The 22929-nt window shown below is 38.6% G+C and carries 26 protein-coding genes; 16 read left to right on the top strand and 10 right to left on the bottom strand.

What is annotated here, in order from left to right; all coding sequences use genetic code 11:
• Positions 1-63: 63 nt before the first annotated feature.
• From EJ994_RS16945 to EJ994_RS16900, 10 genes are all read left to right on the top strand, one after another.
• Positions 64-1005, top strand: a complete 942-nt coding sequence (locus EJ994_RS16945) for an FAD-dependent monooxygenase (RefSeq protein ID WP_241240815.1) — start codon at positions 64-66, stop codon at positions 1003-1005.
• Positions 1006-1193: 188 nt separating this feature from the next.
• On the top strand, positions 1194-1628 hold the full coding sequence (locus EJ994_RS16940) for a DUF3995 domain-containing protein (protein ID WP_126593561.1): 435 nt from the start codon (positions 1194-1196) through the stop codon (positions 1626-1628).
• Positions 1629-1949: 321 nt separating this feature from the next.
• Complete coding sequence (locus EJ994_RS16935; protein WP_126593560.1) at positions 1950-2531, top strand: Crp/Fnr family transcriptional regulator; 582 nt, start codon at positions 1950-1952, stop codon at positions 2529-2531.
• 50 nt (positions 2532-2581) lie between these two features.
• Complete coding sequence (locus EJ994_RS16930; protein ID WP_126593559.1) at positions 2582-3193, top strand: hypothetical protein; 612 nt, start codon at positions 2582-2584, stop codon at positions 3191-3193.
• Between the two features lie 207 nt (positions 3194-3400).
• On the top strand, positions 3401-3919 hold the full coding sequence (locus EJ994_RS16925; protein WP_126593558.1) for a RidA family protein: 519 nt from the start codon (positions 3401-3403) through the stop codon (positions 3917-3919).
• A 106-nt stretch (positions 3920-4025) separates the two neighbouring features.
• Positions 4026-4898 (top strand): alpha/beta fold hydrolase, encoded by an 873-nt coding sequence (locus tag EJ994_RS16920; protein WP_126593557.1) that lies wholly within the window; start codon positions 4026-4028, stop codon positions 4896-4898.
• A gap of 671 nt (positions 4899-5569) precedes the next feature.
• On the top strand, positions 5570-6304 hold the full coding sequence (locus EJ994_RS16915; protein ID WP_126593556.1) for an alpha/beta hydrolase family protein: 735 nt from the start codon (positions 5570-5572) through the stop codon (positions 6302-6304).
• A gap of 92 nt (positions 6305-6396) precedes the next feature.
• Positions 6397-6876: a hypothetical protein gene (locus EJ994_RS16910; protein ID WP_126593555.1), complete on the top strand. Its 480-nt coding sequence runs from the start codon at positions 6397-6399 to the stop codon at positions 6874-6876.
• Between the two features lie 244 nt (positions 6877-7120).
• Positions 7121-8296: a P1 family peptidase gene (locus EJ994_RS16905; RefSeq protein WP_126593554.1), complete on the top strand. Its 1176-nt coding sequence runs from the start codon at positions 7121-7123 to the stop codon at positions 8294-8296.
• 58 nt (positions 8297-8354) lie between these two features.
• Complete coding sequence (locus EJ994_RS16900) at positions 8355-9041, top strand: hypothetical protein (RefSeq protein ID WP_126593553.1); 687 nt, start codon at positions 8355-8357, stop codon at positions 9039-9041.
• Positions 9042-9188: 147 nt separating this feature from the next.
• Here the strand turns inward: EJ994_RS16900 and hemL are convergent, their stop codons facing one another.
• Genes hemL through EJ994_RS16880 form a run of 4 tightly spaced genes read right to left on the bottom strand, consistent with a single transcriptional unit; the run spans position 9189 to position 12562 of the window.
• Positions 9189-10469 carry a glutamate-1-semialdehyde 2,1-aminomutase gene (gene hemL / locus EJ994_RS16895; RefSeq protein ID WP_126593552.1) on the bottom strand — a complete coding sequence of 427 codons (1281 nt, stop codon included), beginning with the start codon at positions 10467-10469 and terminating at the stop codon, positions 9189-9191.
• Positions 10470-10472: 3 nt separating this feature from the next.
• Positions 10473-11318, bottom strand: a complete 846-nt coding sequence (locus EJ994_RS16890; protein WP_126593551.1) for a glucosaminidase domain-containing protein — start codon at positions 11316-11318, stop codon at positions 10473-10475.
• On the bottom strand, positions 11315-12220 hold the full coding sequence (locus EJ994_RS16885; protein ID WP_126593550.1) for a 1-aminocyclopropane-1-carboxylate deaminase/D-cysteine desulfhydrase: 906 nt from the start codon (positions 12218-12220) through the stop codon (positions 11315-11317). The genes EJ994_RS16890 and EJ994_RS16885 overlap by 4 nt, the downstream gene beginning before the upstream one ends.
• A gap of 12 nt (positions 12221-12232) precedes the next feature.
• Positions 12233-12562, bottom strand: a complete 330-nt coding sequence (locus tag EJ994_RS16880) for a hypothetical protein (RefSeq protein WP_126593549.1) — start codon at positions 12560-12562, stop codon at positions 12233-12235.
• Positions 12563-12763: 201 nt separating this feature from the next.
• On the opposite strand from EJ994_RS16880, the gene EJ994_RS17505 reads away from it, so the two are divergent.
• Both EJ994_RS17505 and EJ994_RS16875 read left to right on the top strand, forming a co-directional pair.
• Positions 12764-12922: a DUF5522 domain-containing protein gene (locus EJ994_RS17505; protein ID WP_164721495.1), complete on the top strand. Its 159-nt coding sequence runs from the start codon at positions 12764-12766 to the stop codon at positions 12920-12922.
• Positions 12923-12998: 76 nt separating this feature from the next.
• Positions 12999-13592: a DUF4136 domain-containing protein gene (locus EJ994_RS16875; protein WP_099572571.1), complete on the top strand. Its 594-nt coding sequence runs from the start codon at positions 12999-13001 to the stop codon at positions 13590-13592.
• Between the two features lie 61 nt (positions 13593-13653).
• On the opposite strand, the gene EJ994_RS16870 is transcribed toward EJ994_RS16875, so the two are convergent.
• Positions 13654-14121, bottom strand: a complete 468-nt coding sequence (locus EJ994_RS16870; protein WP_126593548.1) for an Lrp/AsnC family transcriptional regulator — start codon at positions 14119-14121, stop codon at positions 13654-13656.
• A gap of 145 nt (positions 14122-14266) precedes the next feature.
• Here EJ994_RS16870 and EJ994_RS16865 point away from each other — a divergent pair, with 145 nt between their 5' ends.
• Both EJ994_RS16865 and EJ994_RS16860 read left to right on the top strand, forming a co-directional pair.
• Positions 14267-14734, top strand: a complete 468-nt coding sequence (locus EJ994_RS16865; protein ID WP_126593547.1) for a DUF3291 domain-containing protein — start codon at positions 14267-14269, stop codon at positions 14732-14734.
• Between the two features lie 2 nt (positions 14735-14736).
• Complete coding sequence (locus tag EJ994_RS16860) at positions 14737-16485, top strand: aromatic amino acid hydroxylase (protein WP_126593546.1); 1749 nt, start codon at positions 14737-14739, stop codon at positions 16483-16485.
• On the opposite strand, the gene EJ994_RS16855 is transcribed toward EJ994_RS16860, so the two are convergent.
• From EJ994_RS16855 to alaS, 5 genes are all read right to left on the bottom strand, one after another.
• Positions 16482-16937: a DinB family protein gene (locus EJ994_RS16855; RefSeq protein ID WP_410504185.1), complete on the bottom strand. Its 456-nt coding sequence runs from the start codon at positions 16935-16937 to the stop codon at positions 16482-16484. The two genes, EJ994_RS16860 and EJ994_RS16855, sit on opposite strands and share 4 nt — an antisense overlap.
• Before the next feature lie 69 nt (positions 16938-17006).
• Positions 17007-17120, bottom strand: a complete 114-nt coding sequence (locus EJ994_RS17670; RefSeq protein ID WP_241240813.1) for a twin-arginine translocation signal domain-containing protein — start codon at positions 17118-17120, stop codon at positions 17007-17009.
• Positions 17121-17197: 77 nt separating this feature from the next.
• Entirely contained in the window at positions 17198-17812 is a 615-nt protein-coding gene (locus tag EJ994_RS16850; protein WP_126593545.1) for a DUF4230 domain-containing protein, read from the bottom strand.
• 55 nt (positions 17813-17867) lie between these two features.
• Complete coding sequence (locus EJ994_RS16845) at positions 17868-18830, bottom strand: GSCFA domain-containing protein (RefSeq protein WP_126593544.1); 963 nt, start codon at positions 18828-18830, stop codon at positions 17868-17870.
• 57 nt (positions 18831-18887) lie between these two features.
• On the bottom strand, positions 18888-21506 hold the full coding sequence (alaS, locus tag EJ994_RS16840; protein WP_126593543.1) for an alanine--tRNA ligase: 2619 nt from the start codon (positions 21504-21506) through the stop codon (positions 18888-18890).
• Positions 21507-21610: 104 nt separating this feature from the next.
• Here alaS and EJ994_RS16835 point away from each other — a divergent pair, with 104 nt between their 5' ends.
• Positions 21611-22588 (top strand): M23 family metallopeptidase, encoded by a 978-nt coding sequence (locus EJ994_RS16835; protein WP_099572564.1) that lies wholly within the window; start codon positions 21611-21613, stop codon positions 22586-22588.
• Entirely contained in the window at positions 22588-22917 is a 330-nt protein-coding gene (locus EJ994_RS16830) for a MerR family transcriptional regulator (protein ID WP_099572563.1), read from the top strand. Before EJ994_RS16835 ends, EJ994_RS16830 begins: the two co-directional genes overlap by 1 nt.
• The last annotated feature ends 12 nt before the right edge of the window (positions 22918-22929 follow it).

Genomic DNA, 22929 nt, shown 5'->3' with positions numbered 1-22929 from the left:
AAATGAGCTATGCTTTTTCGCAATGAGCCATAGGCAAACCGTTGCCATTAATTATAGAAAATCATGACCATAGATATCATTGGAGCAGGAATAGGAGGATTAACTACTGCAATTGCATTTGAACAAAAGGGTATTAAAACGAGAATATTTGAACAAGCTGAACAAATAAAAGAAGTTGGAGCAGGAATTATTTTAGCCAATAACGCAATGCAAGTTTATGAAAAGTTAGGTTTACGAAAAGTAATTGAGGAAAATGGCAACCCAATATCTTCAATGAATATTACCAAATCATGTCTAAAACCACTCTCCACAATTGATTTGTCCTATTTTGAACAAAAGCGCAACATAAAAAACATTGCAATACACAGAGGGAAATTACAACAGCTATTGACAGACAAATTAAAATCAACTGAAATTACTTTAGACCATAAACTCACTTCAATTGTTAAAAATGGGATTGATTACGATTTAAACTTTAAAAATGGACATCAAACACAATCATCAACGGTTATAGGAGCTGATGGACTAAATTCTATAGTTCGTCAAAACATATTCCCAAACAATAGTATAAGAAACGCGAAGCAAATATGTTGGAGAGGAGTTACGGAATATGAATTACCTCTAAAGTTCGGGAATGAACTGAATGAGGCTTGGGGAAAATCAGAACGCTTTGGATTTGTTCAAATAGCAAAAAATAAGGTGTATTGGTATGCTCTAAAATCATTCAAAAAAAATATGAATGAGTTTTCAATCAATGATTTAAATGAATATTTCAGCAATTACAATACAATAATTAAAGACATCATAAATTCAACTAAAAAAGAACATATTAATACTGCAGAAATTTCAGATTTAAAGCCCACAAATACTCGGTTTAAGGGAAATGTATGCTTAATTGGAGACGCTGCACATGCAACAACCCCAAATATGGGACAAGGTGCTTGTCAGGCTATCGAAGATGCTTATGTGCTTTCAGAATGTTTAAACAAATATAAAATCACCTAAGCATTTGCGGAATATCAAAAATTAAGATTACCAAAAGCACATCAAGTAGTAAAAGCAAGTTGGATTGTGGGGAAAATGGCCCATCTTTCTAATCCAATATTGATTGGTCTGCGTAATCAAATGCTGAGATCTATACCTTCTTCTGTTAATAGGAAGCAGAATGAGAAAATTTTTCAATTGGCAAAAATATGACGACAACCACAGTACTATCCGTACTCTTATTTGTGATTTTCAGTGCATTGGGTTTTATCCATTTCTATTGGTTTTTGGGAGGCAACTGGGGGCTTGATAAGGCTCTACCTACAAAAGAAATTGGAGAAAAAGCAATCCAACCACCTAAAATTGCCACTCTTATTGTTGGCGTAGGTTTAATTTTATTTGGCTTGATCTACTTGATAAGAACAGGTCTAATTAATATCGTAGTTCCTAGCTGGATAATTTCTTATGGAAGTTGGTTAGTTCCTTCTATTTTTATTTTACGAGTGATCGGAGATTTTAATTACGTTGGGTTGTTTAAAAAAATAAAGAATACCGAATTTGCGAAAGCCGATTCAAAATGGTTTATCCCTTTGTGTTCGACAATTGGATTATTTGGAATTTTGATACAACTTATGGATAACTAACCGGCAGTGACAAAGGTTAATATCATACCTCTTAGAAACCAAGACATCTAAATATGACGACTGTGATTTTATAGGGCTCTTGGTACTACGGTAATCTTTGACCAGATTATTTCTTATGCCAAAAAGGCTGCGCAATTGTTAGCGCTGAATATCGGTCGAGCAATGAATTTTTCAGCCTCTTTTGTAAATATCGATGCCAATGGATAACTTGGCTTTTGTAGTATGTTCTGTTTTTACGTCTTATTGTTTTGGGTTCCTTTTAAGATAAACAACATACTGCTTTTACCTAAATGTTATAAACGATAAGTTATTTGATTATTAATGGATAGAAAAAAAATAGTAGAAATAATCAGCAATCACTATTCACCATTGACCCCTGAATGTAAACTTGATTTAATAACTAATTCTAAACTTTTAGTTCTCCAAAAAGGCACAGTTCTGGTAAGAGGAGGACAATTCTCTGATAAAACATTTTTTATTGTAAATGGATGCGCAAGAGCATACTATTTAAAAGATGGAAAAGATATTTCTGACTGGTTTGCGTTTGAAAATGAGTTCATTAGTTCAATAAATAGTTTTTTTCTTAACATTCCTAGCCCTCATTTTATAGAACTAATTGAAGATTCTGTATTGCTAGAAATATCAAGAGGAAATATAGAAATATTATCGAATACATATCATGATTTTGAACGATTAAGTAAAGTGGTTGCGATAAAAACAATGTTGAAACAACAAGAAAGAATTACCTCTATGCAATTTCATTCTGCAGAAGAGAAATATAAAAACCTTTTATCCATCCATCCTGATATTAATCAAAGAATTCCTTTAACACATATTGCATCATATATAAATATTACACTTGAAACCTTAAGTAGGATAAGAAAACGTTTAACCCGAATTTGATTTAGGTCAAATGATAGCTCACCTTTTAATGCCAACTTTGCAAAAAAAAGATGAAACGAATCCATTATATATCAGGAATAACGATTACAATTTTTATGGCTTTACACTTGTTCAATCACATGTTTAGCCTCTTTGGAGCAAATGCTCATATTGAAATGATGGGCAGTTTACGTAATGTTTACAGAAATATAATCGCAGAAATCATATTGTTCTTTGCAATCGTAATTCAGATAATTTCAGGAATAAAATTGTTCCTAAAAAAACGAAAAAATGTGTCCACTTTTTTTGATAAACTCCAAATATGGACAGGGCTATATCTCGCCTTTTTTTTAGTAATTCATTTAGGGGCGGTTTTATCGGGCAGATTCATTTTGAATTTAGATACTAATTTTTATTTTGGTGTAGCTGGTTTGAATACCTTTCCTTTCAACCTATTTTTTATGCCCTACTATGGACTCGCTATTATTTCGTTCTTCGGACATCTTTCGGCAGTTCATTCAACAAGAGTGAAAAAAGAACTATTCGGGATTCAACCATACAAACAGTCTTATGGGATTTTGATTATTGGAATAGTTTTGACTCTGATCATATTATACGCATTGACAAATGGATTCAATGGAGTAGAAATACCAAAAGAATACGATATACTTATCGGAAAATAAAAACGAAATAACCAAAGCGCTACCAACTTTCTTATATCGAAGTTTTGGGACACACAGACTTTATATCTGCGTATATTTGATAACCTTAGTGTTTATTTACAGCACGAAATCATACATAAACACCCTATAGGTACACCAAAAAAGGAAGCTAAAAATTAAACGGAATAGCCAAAAACCGACCAAAGTAGGCACTAAATAATCAGAATTATGAAAAAACCAAGCAACCGAATGACTTTACTAGTAACACTCTGCATAGTGACTTTTGGATTACAAAGCTGTGAACAAAAGCAAAAGGAAGAAACGCAAGAAGTTGAAAAAGAGGTAATCGTTGAATCAGAGAAACCTGAATATTTCCTCTTGAGACCAGAGGTGGAAAAAGCATACGGATATTCCCATGCCGTGAAAATAGGAAATGACATTAAAATTTCTGGAGCGGTGAGTATGGACAATGAAGGAAACCCCACAGCTGTTGGTGATATAGAACAGCAGATGAAAAACTGTTACGCAGATTTAGAAAAAATATTAAAACACTATGGCTGCACCTTCGACGACGTAGTTAAAGAAGATATTTTTACAACGAATATGGCACAGATGCTTGAAAAATCGGCTTACCGAGCTGAAATTTATAAAAACGGATTCCCTACTGGTTCCTGGCTTGAAGTAAAGGGGTTAGCATTACCTGAATTTATGGTTGAAATTGAACTTGAGGTATATAAAGCAGAATAAAAACAAACCCAAAACATACAAATAATAGCTTGTCCAGGGCTTGCCCAGGACGTACCCGTGCCTTTTTTTATACGCACGAAATGCGTAATACGTAAACAGCCAAGGAATGAACGGAAATTTTATTGATGCGTTTAGATATAGTTTCAAGAAAAAACATATTACATTGGAAAGCAATTTTTCCCTAATTCCAACCGATTATGGGAATATTAGAGTGTTTGATACTAAAGGTAACAAACCGGTAATACTAGCTGTTCCTGATGGACCAAACGTTATTGAACATCATAAAAATCTGATTTCAAAATTATCGAGAGACTTTAGAGTAATTTGCTTCGAATTCATTGGTGTAGGGCTTTCCTATCCAAATTCAAAATATGACTATTCGTACGCTAAAGCATCACAACTCATTATAGACCTAATGGATATTTTAGGTATTAAAAGGGCCATACTTTGCTTTTCTTGCTCCAACGGTTTTTATGCCATCAAAACAGCGGAACAATTTCCTGATCGTATAGTTCATTTATTCTTATCACAGACACCGTCTATACATTCAATGGTGGAGTGGACCACGATTAATATTCCAAAAGTACTAAGGTATCCTATAGTAGGACAAATCGTAAATTCGTTTTCAGAAAAAAAATTCGCAAAGACTTGGTACCGATATGCATTACCTAAAGAAACGGACAAATCAGCCTTTGTAGCTACTTCCTTGGACAACTTAAATAAAGGCGGTTGTTTCTGTCTTTCAGGACTTGTTCAAGGGCTTGAAAAAGAAAGCTTATCAAAACTAAATGTGTTGGATGTACCATCGACTTTAATTTGGGGCACTAAAGATTACACCCACAGGAACACGGACCATACATCGATACTGGAACACTTGCCGAATTGCGGAATAATTGAATTTGAAAATTGCGGACATTTCCCTGAACTTGAAGATACGAATAGATATAGTCGGCTCTTAAAGGAAAAATTAAACTGGTGAAGTACGTCCGCATAGCTTAAGAAAAACCGAAGAAAAGACAAATCCTTTTTTAATCCAAGACATCTTTGTTCAACACCTGTAAACTGCATAATCAGGTTTTTAGAACTTATTCGGTATAACCATTTTCCGTTTTAACATTTTTTTTCAAACGCAAATCTCATCAGAAGATATTCTCGTTATTGTGATTGAAAATTGCTTTGTTTACCAGCTTACTGACCACTACTCTCAGTCCCAGCATCTTACACTTTTACGTGTAGATGACCCATTGATAGATTGTTTTGCCTCATCTTACTTCCCAAAGAAAATATATAAACTTCATTTCAACTTTACACATTGACCAATATCATTTTTTACTATATTTCCATTAACAACGTCCAAAAACATGAACAAAAAGTGCTGCCCCAAATGTTTTATATAGCACTACTTCACCAAATATTTAAAATTAGAAATGAAAAGAATTAGCCTACTACTCATCCTTTTTTTAGGGTGTGCATCAATGTTTTCACAATCTGGCTTGTATAACCTTAATCAAATCGAAATAAAAAAAACCTATCAAGAGATTAGCCCCTTGGGAAAATACAGATATGATAGTTTATCGTACGATAGAGCTAAAAATCAAAAAGAGTACGTTTTTGAGACCTTCAAGTATAAAAGTGATGAATTTGAAGTAGGTGGTTACTTATGCCGTCCAAAAAAAAACGATTGGTAAAAAGGTTCCGGTAATTATTTACAATCGAGGGGGGACAGGAAATTTCGGCAGACTGTCCGAAGAAGATTTGCCGGACTTTTACTGGCTTGCTAAAAATGGATTTGCCGTATTTGCATCTGACTATCGCTTCGTTGGCGAAATAGGCAAACTAGACCAATCAGGAGGAGATGATGTCAATGACGTTATTAACCTGTATGAGATTATAAAGAAGATTGATTACGTAGACAGTAGCAATATCTTTATGATGGGTGTTTCCAGAGGTGGAATGATGACCTACCAATGTCTCAGAAAACTGAACATCAATGCAGCCGCGGTGGTAGGTGGTGTTGCGGACCTTAAGCTACAGGCCATGCAAAGACCTATTTTCATAAACGGTTGGTCCGATTTAGAAGAAGAATATAATTACAAAGGATTAGCCAATATTTTACCCGATTTCAACAAGAACAGTGAAAAATATCTCAATGAGCGTTCTGCCATTGAATGGGCCGATGAAATAAATACCCCTGTTTATATTTTACATTCCAGACAAGATGGAAGGGTGTCCGTTACCGGAGCGATTACACTTGTGCAGCAGCTTGATAAGTATGATAAAGATTATAAATTCAAGATATATGATAGAAAAAGTCACGGCTTACCCTATTCAAAATTTGATTCGTTCGAGGAAATTATTAAATGGTTCAAAAGCCATACAAACTAACATTTTTCAACAGAGACTGCTATAAACACCTGTTTCCCAGCTGTTTAAAGACTTTGTGTATCGCTTCTGAAAGTCGTAAGGGTTTTATGTTTATGAAGAAGAAATTTAAAATTGCATGGCTATTCTTAATTTGTTTTGCTTTGATGGGCTGTCCCGCCGGTCATTTTCATAACTATGAATACTTGGGCACGGAATTACAGAGCGATCATCTAGATTTTACTAGAATCCCACTCAATAACGAGACTGATATACTTATAAAAGCTGGCTACTATTTTGAGTTTATCAATCAAAAAGAAAATGGACTAACCGTAATCGTCAAGGCAAATCCGGCGTTTATCTTAAATGAAAAAAGCATCATCAAAAAAGTATCATCATCACTGTTCGGAGATTTTGAAAAAGTGGTCAACCTACCCTATACCGCAAGGGTATATGATACCATTAATACGCTGATGTATAATTTAGCACTCCAAAAGAAAAACGAAACAAGCACACTAAAATTGTTAACTAAAGATACGATCAAGATTCATCTTAGCAACGGGAAAGCTTTACATTTCGTAAAAAAGGCTGAATAGAAGGGTAGTTAATATAATCCCGTCAAATGGTTTATAACCATCCATAAACTTCTTATTATCAGTAGTCCGTCTGTACTCACTAGGGCTGATTCAAAACAATCACCCAAGATTAAAATAATTCACATATTCATAGGCATCGGGCTTGGTCGCAATGTGCTATCTTTAAACCAGAGCTATAGTATTCGTATACCGAAAAAACCACAGCCAATAGTGCTGTTCTCGACACTTAATACATTCTATAAAAATGAAAAGAACACTGGTAATTTTAATAGTAGTACTTATTGGTTTACAAATAAAAGGACAAAAACCTAGAGCAAGGGACTTAGGCGTACCATTTGATGGCGAAACGGGCCTATTCAATGCCATAACCGATTTCAAAGGAGTAGAGGTCGGTTACAGTACCATCATATCAAGCAAAGGAGAGAATACGGTTGGGAAAGGTCCTGTTAGAACCGGAGTTACGGCCATTTTTCCTAGAGGAAAAGCAAAAAAATTCAGTCCGGTATACGCAAACTGGTATAGCTTGAACGGTAACGGAGAAATGACGGGTACGACCTGGGTAACCGAATCGGGTTTTCTGGAAACCCCGATTATGATCACCAATACCAACAGTGTTGGCGTAGTACGCGATGCCGTTTTAAAATGGTATGTAGACACAGATTGGTATAGCGGCGAGGATTGGTGGTATACCTATCCGGTAGTGGCCGAGACCTACGACGGTTTCCTAAACGATATTTATGGTTTTCACGTAAAGGAAAAACATGTATTGGAAGCGATACAGGACGCAAAATCCGGAAAAATTGCCGAAGGAAACGTTGGAGGAGGCACCGGAATGATGTGCTTGGGCTATAAAGGAGGTACAGGAACTTCTTCCAGAGTTTTTAAAATAGAAGAGGAAGCTTATACTGTAGGAGCACTTGTTCAGTCTAATTTTGGGGCAAAGTGGAACCTGTCCGTAGCCGGTGTACGCGTTGGCGTAGAATTAAAGGACACCTTGAACTACAAGTTCAACGGACCACCAAAATCTAGAAGACAGGAAGGTGACGGCTCTATCATCGTTATCGTGGCTACCGATGCACCTTTACTACCCCACCAACTAAAAAGAATTGCCCAAAGAATTCCTCTAGGGGTAGGAATCGTTGGCGGCAGGGGAAGTAATGGGTCAGGGGATATTTTCCTAGCTTTTTCTACAGCCAACGAAAATGCTTTTAATAGGGACAAAACTACTACCGTAAAATCCATGCCCAACGACAAATTAATGCCTGTTTTTGAAGCAACCGTGCAAGCAGTAGAAGAGGCTATTATCAATGCAATGGTAGCGGCGGAAACCATGGAAGGAATTAATGGAAATACGGCCTATGCCCTGCCACACGACCTCCTCAGGGAAACACTTAAGAAGTACAATCGGTTGAAGAAGTAAAAGTTTCAAGCCGATTCCTGATATGATTTTGAAATGCATGAATTAAAAAACTATAGGAATGATCGATTTACTTCCCAAGTGGATTTCAGTACTTTTCATCGCTACCGTTCTACTAACTATTGCTTTTTTTCACTACGCGAACGGAAAACCGAAAAATTTAACCATTTTTATCATTATATGGTCCGTAATACAATCCATACTAGCGTATCTCGGTTTTTATAAAGTGACCGATTCCATACCACCGAGATTTGGACTCGTCTTACTACCGGCTGCGCTTATTATTTTTTACGGCTTATTGCCTAAGCAACAAAAATGGATTTTTGAGAAAAGAAATACAACAATCAGTACTTTTTCACATGTAGTTCGCTTACCTGTAGAACTAGTCCTCTATGCGCTTTTCACTCATAAGATGGTTCCTGAACTAATGACGTTCGAAGGAAGAAACTATGATATCCTAATGGGGATTACGGCTCCAATTATGGGATGGCTATTTCTTAAGAAGAAGGTAAACAAACTTATTTTATTAGGCTGGAATACCACAGGACTTTTGCTGGTACTTTTTATACTCTTCAATGGAATTTTATCGGCAGAATTACCCTTTCAACAATTTGGATTTGACCAACCAAATCGAGGGGTGATGTACTTCCCTTTTATTCTCCTGCCAGCTACAATTGTTCCAATTGTTATTTGGACCCATATTTCTGATATTATCAAACTAAGAAAAGAAATAAAATCCTTACGCTAAAATCATTTTTTTTAATCATTTAACCTGCAGCAGAAACCATATCCTCTATCTTGAAAAAACTAAACCTAGAACCCATTAATTATGATAGGCATCTTTTAATAGGTAAAAGAGGTAGGTTCTACCATTTATGAGACCAGTTTCAAAATATTAAAAATCTATCTTTTCTAATGCCATGATGGTTTTATCCAAATCCTCATAACTTAAGGCATCGTTTAAAAAGTAGCTTTCAAAGGCACTTGGCGGTAAATAAACGCCCTCTACCAACATGCCATGGAAAAATTTTTTGAATTTATCATTGTTCCCCTTGGCCGATGTTTTAAAATCTACTACGGGCTCATCAGTAAAATGCACGGATAGCATACTTCCAAAACGGTTGATTTGATAAGCTACCTCCTTGTTAGACAAAACCTCATCTAATCCCTTGTGTAAATACGCGGTTTTCTTCTCTAGGCTTTCAAAAATCTGAGGCTTGTTGTTCAGTTCGGTAAGCATTGCTAATCCAGCGCTCATGGCCAAAGGATTACCGCTCAACGTACCCGCTTGGTACACAGGTCCGTCCGGCGCCAAATGATCCATAATTTCCGTTTTGGCAGCAAAAGCACCTACGGGAAGACCACCTCCAATAACTTTACCAAAAGTGACGATATCCGCTTGAATTCCCAAAGCTTCCTGTGCTCCACCTCTTGCCAAACGAAAGCCTGTCATTACCTCATCAAAAATGAGTAAAATGTCCTCTTGCGTGCATAAGGTGCGAAGCCCTTTCATAAACTCGTCCGTGGGAACAATGCAACCCATGTTCCCTGCTACGGGTTCAATAATAATAGCTGCGATTTCTCCCTTATTGGCCTGGATGAGATTTTGAACTCCCACTAGGTCATTATAATCAGCCAACAAAGTGTCTTTTGCGGTTCCTTGGGTAACCCCTGGACTATTAGGACTCCCAAATGTAATGGCACCACTACCTGCTTGGATTAGAAAAGAGTCCGAATGTCCGTGGTAGCAACCGGCAAATTTTATAATCTTATCCTTACCGGTATAGCCACGGGCCAAACGCACAGCACTCATACAGGCCTCCGTACCACTATTTACGAATCTAATTTTATCAATATTGGGCACCATGCTAATGGCCAATTTGGCCAACTCGGTTTCAATTTCGGTAGGCATTCCGAAAGAAGTTCCTTTCTGTGCTTTTTCTATAATGGCATCGATTACCGGAGCATGGGCGTGACCCAAAATTAACGGCCCCCAAGAAGCGATATAATCAATCAACTTGTTCCCATCCTCATCGTACAGATAAGCGCCCTTGGCCTCCTTCACAAAAATGGGGTCTCCTCCTACCGCTTTAAAAGCTCTTACAGGAGAATTTACACCTCCCGGAATATACTGCTTTGCCTCCGCGAAAAGGGCACTGCTTCTTTTATATATCATTTATTAATTGTTAATATCGGTAGTTCTTACCATAAGTTTTTGTCCAACGGAAAGATTGGCGTTTTTAAGATTGTTCATCTGCATCAACTGATCTACAGAAACGTAGTATTTACGCGAAAGTGCGTACAAGGTGTCTCCCTTTTTTACAACATGTACGGCATCAGTTTCCGTGGCGACTACTATTTTATTGCCGTACCCCGCTTTTGAAATTTCGGTATCGTACTTGTATAATTGATGTTTTTCTATGAGATAAATTAATTTTTGTGGATACCTTTTATCCGTCGCATATCCCGCTTTTCGAAGTCCATACGCCCATTTTTTATAGTCCGTATTTCGATAATTGAACAAAAAAGCATAGCGACTTCTGGTCGTCAGGAAAATACTATGGTCTCGAAAAGAGAACATAGGGTGATTGTACTTTCTAAAACATTCTCCTTTTTCATCATCATCATGAAAATCATAATCACCTTGCCATCCCTTATGACATTTAATGCCAAAATGATTATTGGTCTTCATGGCCAACTCACCCTTACCATAGCCACTTTCCAAAAGTCCCTGTGCCAGTGTAATACTTGCAGGTATCCCGTAGGCCTTCATTTCTAACTGTGCGATTTCTGAAAAGGTATCAATATATTCCGGAATGGATGCTATGCTGAAGGCAATAAACTTTCCGGAATCATTGGGTAAGGAAGTGTCCGTATTGGAAGAAGTTGCCCTGGTCTTCGTTTTTTTTCTTTTACGTTCAGAAAGCACATTCTTCGTACGTAGATTATCGGAGTAGGCCTTCTTCGATTTACAACCCACCACAAGGATGCTCAGCATCAAAAGCGTTACTATATTCTTTTTCATATATGTAGCAAAGGTAATTTTTTCTTTTTCAGCCTAAGGTTCATTCCCGCAATACCCTGAAGCCCTCCTGTATGAATGGCCAATATCTTGGTTCCTTTTGCAAAATTATCATTCTTAATCATATCCAACAACCCATAGAGCATTTTTCCCGTATAGACGGGGTCTAAAGGTATACCTGTTGTTCGTTTGAATTTATTGATAAAATGTACCAGTTCGCCAGTAACCTTACCGTATCCGTTAAAATGATAATCGGATATCAGTTTCCAGTGCTTTTCGGTAGTCATTTTGGTAATCTCCTCTTCTAAGAATTCCCCTTTCAACGCTGCAAACCCCATAACTTGTTGATACGGTCGTGAGGAATTTATCAGGCCGGCCATTGTACCACCTGTCCCCACGCAAGTACAGACCATATCAAAATCTTCGTCGGCCTGGGTCAAAATCTCCTCACAGCCTTTTATCGCCAAAGAATTAGTGCCTCCCTCGGGAACTAGGTAAAAAGGGCCATACTCCTCTTCAAGTGTTAGGAGAAAGTCCAAATCGGTTTTTTTCCTATAAGCTGCCCTAGAAATAAATTTAAGGACCATACCGTTCTGATGCGCCATGGCCAATGTCGGGTTATCTTGCCATTTATCCATTAATTCCTCTCCTCGGATAATCCCTACCGTCGCAAGACCCTTTTCCATTCCGGCATAGGACAAAGCGGCAATATGATTAGAATACGCCCCTCCAAAGGTGATTAAAGTCCGTAGGTGTAGATTTTGAGCCTCTTGGAGATTATATTTTAATTTTCGGTATTTATTTCCAGAAATCAATGGATGCAGCAAATCCTCTCGCTTTAGAGCCAGTGTAATTTCTTTTTCTTTTAAAACTGGAAGGTCTAGGTAACTATTTTTGGACTGCAATTAAACTTACTTTCAGTGACAAAGGTATTTAATAAAGCTAAACGGTTTGCGTTGCGTTAAATAGTTCAATTGATTTTCATTCGCATAGGCCTCTCTTTCAAAGCTTATATTCTGATAGGCACGATACGTATCCAAGTACAGTAAAGAACGTAAAAGCCATTCCGTCATATATAAAATATAGAAAGGAAGTAACAGTAATTCTTGCTGTTGCCTTAAATGTATTTTCTCATGATTTATAAGAACAGCATCCTCTTTTAAGGAATTACTTTTCAAGAATATAAATGGCCAGAGGGAAAGGCCCACATAGTTTTTATAAAAAAAATGTTTAAAAACTAAAATCATTGTTGCACTAGGAATTGATGCTAAACAAAGATAATTCTTACAAGGGAGTCTACGTTAACTTAATTGTTTTCTTGCCAACAAAACCGATAAAGGGTAAAATAGCTTGATATCCATAATAAAACTAGTGTTTTCCAAGGCTTGTAAAAATGGTTATCAACAGAAATTCTTTAACTTTACCTGTACTACAATGCAAGGGCTCGAATGAAAAAAATAATTCCTATTGAAGAAGGGGACTTTTACTGGTCCGATGAAGGTTATCGGGTTTTTACAAAGCAGTTTCATTTAAAAAGAGGCTACTGTTGTGAAAGTGGCTGCAGGCATTGTCCTTACGGGTACGACCCAAAAACTAATCCCCAATAGCGAATAAGCTATGTTCGGCATGATTTTTGAAGCTTAAATAAACAAGAAAAAGTCCGTAAACTTAAAAGATATTGTTATGAATAAATTAAAATTACTAGCGCTACCAATCCTTGCCCTGCTGTTCTTAAGCTCCTGTTCTTCAGTTCGTGTGCTATCCGATTATGACCAGAAGGCTGATTTTAACGGCTATAAATCATATGCCTTTTATAAAACGGGTATTGATAAGGCGCAAATATCCGACTTGGATAAAAAAAGGATTCTTAGAGCTATAGAAACGGAAATGGCTTCTAGAGGTTTCGTAAAATCCGAAAATCCGGACATACTCGTGAGTATTTTTACCAAAGAACAAGAAAGAGTTGATGTCTACAATAACAACTTCGGCTGGGGAGGCTGGGGAGGTTTCGGCGGATGGGGCTGGGGCTGGGGAGGTCTCGGATGGGGACCTGGACTCGGCTGGGGCTGGGGAGGTGGTAACCTTGTAAGTACTTCAACCGAAGGATCGCTTTACATTGACCTTATCGATACCAAGAGTAAGGAACTGGTGTGGCAAGGAAAGGGAGAAGGAACACTCGCCAACACCAAGAACATTCAAAAGAAAGAACAACGTATTCAACAATTTGTAGCACAGATTTTGGAACAATACCCACCTGATGCGCTAGTATCCAAATAAGAGAAACATACTTTTCAAAAAGCCTGCACGGTACATTGTACTATGCAGGCTTTTTATATATTTACAACAAAGGAAAATATTGCTGATTTTTAGCCTCATTGAGTACAAAGGCACTTTTTACCGCACCTATGTTCGGTAAGGTTGCAATCTTTGATTTCGCAAAATCATAATAGGCATCCAAATTTTTTACGGTTACCTTCAACAAAAAATCGAACTCCCCTCCTACAACATAACACTCGGAGACTTCGTTGAATTGCTTTACTTTTTCCAGAAAATCGTCCATTAAACTGCCTTTTTGAGCTTCGAGGGACACAAAACTGAACACGGTTATACTTCGTTCAATTTTATCCGTATCCAAAACAGCTACATAATTCTTAATATAACCTTCCTTTTCTAACCTTTTGATACGTTCATAAACGGGTGTTTTGGTGAGACCCAACTGCTCTGCTATGGACTTTGCGACCGTCTTTGCATCCTTTTCCAGGATTTTTAAAATTCCGCGGTCAATAGCATCCAATTTCTCTAACATACAAGTTCCTTTTAATTCGTTCAAAAACCTTTAAATTCTATACTATTTCCTTTTTATAAATACTATTAAAGGAAATATCTCTAAAAAATTATAATATATATACAATAATAACCAAAATAAATATCTTTATTAGAAAACCGTTTTTATGTATCATCTTGCTCAGGCCAACATAGCTCGTTTCAGAGCTCCTTTAAGTCATCCAACGATGAAGGAGTTTGTAGACTTCTTGGAGCCGGTGAATAAATTTGCGGAGGAAAGCAAAGGCTTTGTTTGGCGTTTAAAAGACGAGGAAGGTCGCTCTGCCTCTTATCTAGAGTCACCCTTTCAAGATGAAATGATGGCCATAAACATAAGTGTCTGGGAAGATATGGAATCTTTTAAAGGCTTCGTTTACGGCTCTGTGCACAGTTATTTTTTGAAGCATAAAAAGAAGTGGTTTGACCTTTCCAAACCATCACAATTTATATTATGGTGGATAAAAGCAGGTGATACACCAACGTTAACCACTACCAAAGAAAAATTAGAACTTCACCAATTACAGGGAGATTCTCCCGAGGTATTTTCAATGCGCTCCTTGTACGATGCGGAGGGAAACCCTATTAAAACACACTAACGATGACCTACGAAAGCAATCCTATTCTAGACAAGCTTCCCAAACATCTGAAGCAGTATATAAAGCCTCAAAATTACGAGGAGTACACTGCTATAAACCAAGCGGTATGGCGTTATGTTATGCGCAAAAACGTAGATTACCTTAGCCAGGTAGCGCATGGTTCTTATCTAGATGGTTTGCGAAAAACCGGTATCGCCGTTGACCATATCCCAAATATGTATGGCATGAACCGTATACTAAAAGATTTAGGATGGGCGGCCGTTGCCGTGGACGGATTTATTCCTCCAGCGGCATTTATGGAATTCCAAGCTTATAACGTTTTGGTCATCGCATCGGATATTCGCCAGTTGGCGCATATTGAATACACGCCCGCACCCGATATTATTCATGAAGGTGCCGGCCATGCTCCCATTATCGCCAATCCCGAGTATGCTGAATATCTAAGACGTTTTGGTGAAATTGGCTGTAAAGCGGTCTCTAGCGCAAAGGATTTTGAACTCTACGAAGCAGTGCGTCATTTATCCATTATAAAGGAAGCTCAGGGTACAACGCCATCAGAAATACAAAAAGCCGAAAAACATATCGAAGAATTACAGAAGCATATGGGAGTGCCCAGCGAAATGGCCCTTATACGAAACCTACATTGGTGGACCGTAGAATACGGGTTAATAGGTACCGTTGAAAATCCTAAAATTTACGGGGCGGGCCTTTTATCCTCAATAGGGGAAAGTGCTTGGTGCATGACGGATGAAGTAAAGAAAATACCCTATTCCATTGAAGCTGCCCACACCCCTTTTGATATTACCAAACCGCAACCTCAACTATTCGTAACTCCGGATTTCGCTTTTCTAAGCCAGGTGCTTGAAGATTTCGCGAATACCATGGCCTTGCGCACGGGCGGACTTAGCGGAATTAAAAAACTTATTGACTCCAAAGAATTAGGTACTATCGAGCTGAGTACCGGGCTCCAGATTTCCGGAAATTTCGATAATGTCATCGCCCATAACGGAGCACCCATCTATTTTCAGACGAAAGGAAAATCGGCCTTGGCCTTCAGAGAAAAAGAACTGGTAGGCCAGGATACCAATCAACACGTGACAGGTTTTGGTTCGCCCATAGGCAGGTTAAAGGGTATCAATATTCCTATAGAAGAAATGAGCCCCAGGGATTTAAAGGCTTATAAAATCTACGAGGGCGAGCATGTTTCCTTGGATTTTGTAGGCGGTATCAACGTAAGCGGAAAGATTATTACCGGTACTAGAAACCTACAGGGACAAATAATTCTAATCACTTTCGAAAACTGTACCGTAAGCCACCACGGCAAAGTATTATTTAAATCTGACGAAGAACTATACAACATGGCCATTGGAGAGCGTATAGTATCGGCTTTTAACGGGCCTGCCGACCTGAAGAGTTTTGACCTTCTGGACCACGAACTCAGTAAAACACTTTCAGATAAAAAGAGCGCCAATGAAAGTGAATTGGAAGGATATTACCAACAAATCAGGGATTTTAGGGAAGGTAAAAACACTACTATTTCCAGAAATAAAGTGTTTAAAGAAGTACAACAAAACTTTCCTAAGGACTGGCTGTTATCTGTAGAACTTTACGAACTGGCGATTACCAACGGAGATACCGGTTTTGCCACGGAGATAAAGCATCACCTAGAAAAAGTGAAACAGGACAATCCTAGCTTGGGACACCTCATCGATGATGGCTTAAATCTTGTAGAACCCGTAAAAACCACTTAAACCACCCTGCTCTTTATATATTTTATTTGACCGTTGTGATTAGACTCATGTTCCACAACATGAAACCATTTGCAATAGTTGTTAGTGGGTTGTCCTCCAAAGAAGTCCGTCTCCGTATAAAGCCAATCGTCGCCCTTGGTTTTGAGCATGGTTTTCGTATTTTCCCTCACCTCGGTAAGGTGATCAGTATAAAAGGAAAGTAGCTTTCCCTTTAATTCCTTCCTTGCGGCATCTCCCAAACGGCTTCCAACGTTCCAGATATCAGTATCTTTTCTATCAAAGTCTCCCCATTCCCTTTCATCGAACTTGTGAATTTGATAAAAACGCTCCGTGGCAGCAAGATGCATTAGCATAGCACCAATAGAATTGGACTCCTCGTCCAATAAAAAATCTAGTTCTTTCTGCGTAATTCCATCCACGGAACGCAGAACGGTTGAACGCATCCAGTCCATCATTGAAATAAGAATACTTATTTGATCCGTGTACCCCTCACGTTTTCCGAACTGGTGTAAATTGCCGTTCTAAAAAGTTGTTGTTTCCGCTAAAGATATATTGGGTAATAATAATCCCGCACCTAAAATGCCGGTTGTCTTCAAAAAATTTCTTCTATAATTCAATGGTCTGCTCTGTTTCATTTTGATGCTCTTTTAAGTGGTAGAACACCAATATACAGCATAACTAATTGTTTTTTAATATTTTAACTATTAAAAATTTAGTTTTTTAAGAGGAATGGATTAAAGTTTTCCTCAATTTCCTTATCCTGATAGGTCAGAGTCCAACCCAAGCTATTGGTCAATACATAAAATTGTTGAAGCTCGCTCAACAACCTGTCCCGGGCATTCGTTCTCAACGTAGATGCCGCTACTTTTTTCATCAAGGATGCTTTTACGTTATTCTTAATAGTATTGTAGTCATCAGCTTCAAAGGGGTTGAGATAGTCCGCAGTGACATCATAATACTCAAAATCCGGGTTTAAGCTAATTTCAGGTTCGGGAATTTGGTCAATACGAAGCGTGCGCTTATCTGCATCCAAGGTAAACTTAATTTCTGATAAATCATAGGCGATGGTTACCGCGGCGTTAACGACCACCAATGCTTTTTTATCCGCAGTCAACAAGGGTCCAAAGAGTTCTTTGGAATCCTTGTAATTATAGACTTCCGCAAAATGACCTTCCGTAACAATAAGCTTGGAAACGTTAGCTATTTGTTCTTGAATGAGCATGGAATTTTCCTTAAGGATTGCTTCAGATTCCTTTTCCTTCGCACAGGAACGAAATACCAAAACTATGGCCAGTGTAACTACTGCTCCTATTAAAATTCTTTTCATATAATACGCTTTAAACAAATATTTTGCCCATAAAGACGGTAACGCTAACCCCCTATTAGAAAGTCATAGCAGGATGTTCTTTTTTAATATACGAGATTTTCTCCTTGAGCGACTCTCGAAATTTTTGATGTTGTTCCGAATTTGGATTAAAAGGTCTATGATCCAATCCTCTTTGTATTTCTTCCACCAGTTCCATGGTAACCTGTGCATCATCTGAGACCCACACCTCGGAAAATTTTTCCCAGATATAATCAATAGCTAAGGTATTTGGATGAATCATATCCGCTTTATAAAAACGATAATCGCGCAGCTCGTCCATCATCAATTCATAGCTTTCAAAATAGGCAACCCTGCTTTTTTCTCCATCAGCATAAGCGTTTACGATGTCGTGCACTGCTGCAATCAGATGCGCCTTACTTCGTTGATTTTCTACAAAACCGTCCTTAAGATGACGTACTGGGGAAATAGTGAAAACGAGTTCTGCGTTTTTGTTAACGGTTCTAATTTGTTGTATTGTCCGTTGCAGACTAGCCGTGATTTCATCAACGGTCAGCAACTGTTTTTTAAATTCTTTTTGGGGTATTTTGTGACAATTGGCCACCGTTACACCTGTTTCCCTTTTTTGGTAGGTCCACCCCGTACCCAGCGTGATGATGATATGGCTTGCCTTAGACAAAAGTTGTTCTGTTTTCCGTAACTGCCCATTTAGGCCTTCCAAAACTTTTTCCTTGGAAAGATTGCTCGTATTGGAGTGGGCATCAAAACAATGCCAACGCTCATTATGATAAAAAAGGTCTTCCGGCGTATACCCTCGCTTTTGAATGGCCCTTGTAATCAAATTTTCTATGGCCAACGGATGAAAAAGGATGCCAAAGGGGTTTTGTAGTGTCCGGAATTTAAAGTAATCCAACTTTGCCCCAATATGTTCCGAGAAACACGAGCCTAAGAGCATTAACTCACTAGCGTAGTCTATTTGCTTGTCGGCTTTCCGAAAAGAAATCTGGGTTTGGAGGTTCATGTTATCTAGTATATTGCGTTTTGCTTTACGTAATGCTTAAGATTCCCCCTTTGGGGATTACGGGGCTAAATATCCTTTTGCCTTTTCCAAGGCCTCAGCTATACCGTTCGGGTTTTTACCCCCTGCCGTTGCAAAGAAAGGCTGACCACCGCCTCCGCCCTGAATAAATTTCCCTAGCTCGCGGACTATGGTACCGGCATTCAAATTTTTGGATGCAACCACTTCCTTTGAAATATAACAGGATAACAAGGCTTTACCGTTCTGTTCCGTACCAAAAAGCAAGAACAGATCATCTTGATTCTGCCCCATTTCAAAGCAAAGGTCCTTAATTCCTGCGGCATCTAAATCTATTTTCTTGGCCAAGAACCGAACCCCATTTACTGTCTCTAATTCCTGCGCCAATGCTCCTTTTAAGTTCTTGGCTTTTTCTTTGAGCAGTTGTGCTACCTGTTTCCTCAAATCCGCATTTTCTTCCTGCAGACTGCTTACCGCTTTTACAGGGTCTTGAGCATTGCCCAACGCATCCTTTATCTCATAAAGCGAGCGGTTATTTTCAAAATAAAAATCCTTTACCGCGTCACTAGTTATCGCTTCAATTCTTCTGATACCTGCCGCAACGGCACTTTCCGATTTTATCTTGAAATGCCATATTTCACTGGTGTTCTTTACATGGGTTCCACCGCATAACTCTACGGACTGCCCAAATTTTATGGTCCTTACCGTATCTCCATATTTTTCTCCGAACAAGGCCATAGCTCCGGATTCCAAAGCTTCTTTCATAGGAATGTTGCGCTGCTCTTGCAAGGGCAATTGCCCCTCGATACGGGCATTTACAAAATCCTCTACTTGGCGTAATTCTTCTACGCTAAGTTTGGAAAAATGTGAAAAATCGAAACGTAAGTATTTAGAGTGTACCGCAGAACCTTTTTGTTCTACATGGGTTCCTAAAATTTCTCGCAAAGCCTGATGCAGTAAATGCGTTGCCGTATGGTTCGCTTCTGTTCTTTGACGTTGCTTTATATCTACCACGGCCTTAAAACTACCATCCAATTTTTTCGGAAGGTTTTTGGTAAAATGTACTATTTCGTTATTCTCTCTTTTAGTATCGATGATATAGACCACATCACCATCAGCTGGCTCTAAGTAGCCCTTGTCCCCTACTTGACCGCCACCTTCTGCATAGAAAGGGGTCAAATTAAAGACCAGTTGATACTGAACCCCTTCTTTCTTAGATGTAATCTTGCGATACTTCACAATTTTCACATCCGCCTCTAACAGGTCATAGCCTACAAATTCCTGTTCCGTATCAATCGCCAATACCTCCCAATCTTGTTTGGAAATTTCTGATGCCGATTTAGAACGCCTCTTTTGCTTTTGCATGGCCGCATCAAATCCAGCTTCGTCCAATTCGTAACCCTTTTCATTGAGGATCAAGGCCGTTAAATCTATGGGAAATCCAAAAGTATCGTACAGCTCAAATGCTTTAGCTCCGTCCACTTTTTTATCTTTTGAATTGGCGATAATGGAATCCAAGAGTACTAATCCTTGGTCCAGCGTTTTCAAAAAGGAATGTTCTTCTTCTTTGATAACATTCTGTATTAACTGCTTTTGTTCCTTAAGCTCGGGAAACGCATCTCCCATGCTTTGGGTAAGCACATTGACCAAGCGGTACATAAAGGGCTCTTTGGTTCCCAGGAAGGTAAAACCATACCGCACTGCACGCCTTAGAATACGACGAATAACATAACCAGCGCCCGTATTGCTCGGCAATTGGCCATCTGCAATAGAAAATGCCACCGCCCTAATATGGTCCGCAATAACCCTGATGGCGATATCTATTTCTTCATCCTTACCGTAATCGGCATCCGCAATGGTCTCTATCTCTCTAATCAACGGCGTAAAAACATCGGTATCGTAGTTAGATTTTACGTTCTGAAGCACCATACACAGACGTTCAAAACCCATTCCGGTATCTACGTGTTTGGCAGGCAGGTTTTCTAAGGTACCGTCCGCCTTACGATTGTACTGCATAAAGACCAAGTTCCATATTTCTACCACCAAGGGATGATCGGCGTTGACCAAACTTGCTCCGGGAACTTTAGCCTTTTCCTCTTTGGAACGTATATCTACATGAATTTCAGAACAAGGACCGCAAGGACCTTGATCGCCCATCTCCCAGAAGTTATCCTTCTTGTTGCCCATGATAATACGGTCCTCGGGAACGATTGCTTTCCATAAATCAAAGGCCTCGTTATCCTTCTCCAAATTATCGGCATCATCACTACCTTCAAAAACAGAAACGTATAAACTGTCCTTGTCAATTTTCAGCACGTCGGTCAGCAATTCCCAAGCCCAGTTAATGGCTTCTTCCTTAAAATAATCGCCAAAACTCCAGTTACCCAACATCTCGAACATGGTGTGGTGATAGGTGTCCTTGCCAACCTCTTCCAAATCGTTATGCTTGCCACTTACCCTAAGGCACTTTTGCGTATCTGCCACGCGTGCATTTTTGGGTATGGAAATCCCTAAAAAATACTCCTTGAACTGATTCATTCCGGCATTCGTAAAAAGCAGGGTTGGGTCATCCTTTATGACCATTGGAGCAGAAGCCACGATCTTGTGCTTTTTGCTTTCAAAAAAGTTTAAAAATTGCTTTCGTATATCCTTGGAATTCATCTAAAATGCTAAGCTTTTACAAATTTTAACTGTTTATTGAAAACAATTTTTATATTTGTTTGTTATGTTAAAACGAAAGAACAAAAATAGAATAAAATCTATTCATGTCTAAAGTAAAATACTATTACGACCCGGATACACTTTCTTACCGGAAAATTGAACCTGAAAAATCCAAGCGATACCGGAACATCGCCTTTTTCTTTTTGGGATCCCTACTTTTCGGTTTTCTAGGTCTGCTATTACTTTTGAACACTAATCTAATCAATACGCCCAGAGAACTCTCATTACAACGGGAAGTAAAAAATTACGAACTTCAGTTTGACCTGTTGGATAGAAAAATGGGGCAAATCGAAGAAGTCCTTGCCAATATTGAGGACCGTGACAACAATATCTATCGGCTGTATTTTGAAGCCAACCCAATTCCAGAAGAGCAGCGTAAAGCCGGATTCGGTGGTATAAACAGGTATAAGTCCCTAGAGGGTTTCAATAACTCCGAGATGATTATATCCACCACCAAGCGCTTGGATATTATAAAAAAACAGATGGCCATACAATCCAAATCCTTGGATGAAATCACCAAACTGGCCGAGGAAAAAGAAAAACTTTTGGTTTCCATTCCTGCAATACAACCCATCAACAACGAAGACCTTACGCGCATGGCATCAGGTTACGGGTGGCGTTCGGACCCTTTTACAAAGGCTAGAAAAATGCATTATGGCATGGATTTTACCGCACCTAAGGGTACTCCTATTTATGCTTCTGGAGATGGCAAAGTAACAAGAGCGGACAATAATTCCTCTGGTTACGGAAAACATATCAGAATAGACCATGGCTACGGATATTTAAGCCTATACGCCCACTTGAGCAAATACAACGTAAAAAAAGGACAGAAAGTAAAACGAGGCGACCTTATCGGTTTTGTAGGTAGTACGGGACGATCCGAAGCCCCGCACTTGCACTATGAAGTGTGGAAGGAGAAAGACCGCATTAACCCTATTAATTTCTACTACGGAAGTTTATCTCCCGAAGAATTTGAAAATATGCTGAAATACGCAAACCAAGAAAATCAATCCCTGGATTAATGCAAATAGACCTGCCAGAAAGACGTTATTATGGAATTGGAGAGGTAGCACGTGCCTTTGGGGTAAATACTTCTTTAATTCGTTTCTGGGAAAAGGAATTCGATGTATTACAACCGAAAAAGAACGCCAAGGGAAACCGAAAATTTACTCCTCAGGATATTAAAAACCTGCAGCTCATCTATCATCTTGTCAAAGAGCGTGGTTTTACGCTTGAAGGGGCAAAAACACACTTAAGGGAGGAAAAACAAAAGACCTTATCCAATTTTGATATCATTCAAAAGCTGGAACGTGTTAAAACGGAACTCATCAAAATCAAGAATCAACTATAAACACTAATAATT

Origin of the sequence: Maribacter sp. MJ134 (genome assembly GCF_003970695.1) — a bacterium.
Lineage (GTDB): Bacteria > Bacteroidota > Bacteroidia > Flavobacteriales > Flavobacteriaceae > Maribacter.
The sequence above is the reverse complement of the archived record's forward strand: the minus strand, read 5'-3'. Positions and strand labels throughout refer to the sequence as shown.

Excerpts from the sequence above, each read along its gene's own strand:
- EJ994_RS16945 (WP_241240815.1), top strand. The coding sequence starts at position 64 with ATGACCATAGATATCATTGGAGCAGGAATAGGAGGATTAACTACTGCA.
- EJ994_RS16940 (WP_126593561.1), top strand. The coding sequence starts at position 1,194 with ATGACGACAACCACAGTACTATCCGTACTCTTATTTGTGATTTTCAGT.
- EJ994_RS16935 (WP_126593560.1), top strand. The coding sequence starts at position 1,950 with ATGGATAGAAAAAAAATAGTAGAAATAATCAGCAATCACTATTCACCA.
- EJ994_RS16930 (WP_126593559.1), top strand. The coding sequence starts at position 2,582 with ATGAAACGAATCCATTATATATCAGGAATAACGATTACAATTTTTATG.
- EJ994_RS16925 (WP_126593558.1), top strand. The coding sequence starts at position 3,401 with ATGAAAAAACCAAGCAACCGAATGACTTTACTAGTAACACTCTGCATA.
- EJ994_RS16920 (WP_126593557.1), top strand. The coding sequence starts at position 4,026 with ATGAACGGAAATTTTATTGATGCGTTTAGATATAGTTTCAAGAAAAAA.
- EJ994_RS16910 (WP_126593555.1), top strand. The coding sequence starts at position 6,397 with ATGAAGAAGAAATTTAAAATTGCATGGCTATTCTTAATTTGTTTTGCT.
- EJ994_RS16905 (WP_126593554.1), top strand. The coding sequence starts at position 7,121 with ATGAAAAGAACACTGGTAATTTTAATAGTAGTACTTATTGGTTTACAA.
- EJ994_RS16900 (WP_126593553.1), top strand. The coding sequence starts at position 8,355 with ATGATCGATTTACTTCCCAAGTGGATTTCAGTACTTTTCATCGCTACC.
- hemL (WP_126593552.1), bottom strand. The coding sequence starts at position 10,469 with ATGATATATAAAAGAAGCAGTGCCCTTTTCGCGGAGGCAAAGCAGTAT.
- EJ994_RS16890 (WP_126593551.1), bottom strand. The coding sequence starts at position 11,318 with ATGAAAAAGAATATAGTAACGCTTTTGATGCTGAGCATCCTTGTGGTG.
- EJ994_RS16880 (WP_126593549.1), bottom strand. The coding sequence starts at position 12,562 with ATGATTTTAGTTTTTAAACATTTTTTTTATAAAAACTATGTGGGCCTT.
- EJ994_RS17505 (WP_164721495.1), top strand. The coding sequence starts at position 12,764 with ATGAAAAAAATAATTCCTATTGAAGAAGGGGACTTTTACTGGTCCGAT.
- EJ994_RS16875 (WP_099572571.1), top strand. The coding sequence starts at position 12,999 with ATGAATAAATTAAAATTACTAGCGCTACCAATCCTTGCCCTGCTGTTC.
- EJ994_RS16870 (WP_126593548.1), bottom strand. The coding sequence starts at position 14,121 with ATGTTAGAGAAATTGGATGCTATTGACCGCGGAATTTTAAAAATCCTG.
- EJ994_RS16865 (WP_126593547.1), top strand. The coding sequence starts at position 14,267 with ATGTATCATCTTGCTCAGGCCAACATAGCTCGTTTCAGAGCTCCTTTA.
- EJ994_RS16860 (WP_126593546.1), top strand. The coding sequence starts at position 14,737 with ATGACCTACGAAAGCAATCCTATTCTAGACAAGCTTCCCAAACATCTG.
- EJ994_RS16855 (WP_410504185.1), bottom strand. The coding sequence starts at position 16,937 with ATGGACTGGATGCGTTCAACCGTTCTGCGTTCCGTGGATGGAATTACG.
- EJ994_RS17670 (WP_241240813.1), bottom strand. The coding sequence starts at position 17,120 with ATGAAACAGAGCAGACCATTGAATTATAGAAGAAATTTTTTGAAGACA.
- EJ994_RS16850 (WP_126593545.1), bottom strand. The coding sequence starts at position 17,812 with ATGAAAAGAATTTTAATAGGAGCAGTAGTTACACTGGCCATAGTTTTG.
- EJ994_RS16845 (WP_126593544.1), bottom strand. The coding sequence starts at position 18,830 with ATGAACCTCCAAACCCAGATTTCTTTTCGGAAAGCCGACAAGCAAATA.
- alaS (WP_126593543.1), bottom strand. The coding sequence starts at position 21,506 with ATGAATTCCAAGGATATACGAAAGCAATTTTTAAACTTTTTTGAAAGC.
- EJ994_RS16835 (WP_099572564.1), top strand. The coding sequence starts at position 21,611 with ATGTCTAAAGTAAAATACTATTACGACCCGGATACACTTTCTTACCGG.
- EJ994_RS16830 (WP_099572563.1), top strand. The coding sequence starts at position 22,588 with ATGCAAATAGACCTGCCAGAAAGACGTTATTATGGAATTGGAGAGGTA.